Annotated in this window: 1 protein-coding gene; it reads right to left on the bottom strand. The window is 41.5% G+C overall.

Annotation, left to right across the window (positions count from 1 at the left end; genetic code table 11):
- Positions 1 to 241 (bottom strand): enoyl-CoA hydratase-related protein (locus AAEY79_RS16190; protein ID WP_352289756.1); only part of this gene is annotated, 241 nt, incomplete at both ends.

A 241-nucleotide genomic window follows, 5' to 3' on the forward strand; every position in this document is an offset into this window, starting at 1 on the left:
ATCAATATGAACAACCCTGTAATCTGCCCCCAAAGCTATTTGCAAACCACCCCCTAAACAGTTGCCATCAATTTGTGCAATAACGGGCACACTCAGTGACTGCCAGCCTAATACTACTTTTTGCGCTAAATTTTGATTGCCAGGTAACCATTTAAGCAATAATTTCACTATGTTCATTGGTGTAGCCATTACTGCAGATATATCAAGGCCTGCACAAAAATGCTCGCCATCGCCTTTGATT

It is taken from the genome of Psychrobacter sp. GW64-MNA-CIBAN-0177 (genome assembly GCF_040309585.1).
GTDB lineage: Bacteria > Pseudomonadota > Gammaproteobacteria > Pseudomonadales > Moraxellaceae > Psychrobacter > Psychrobacter okhotskensis.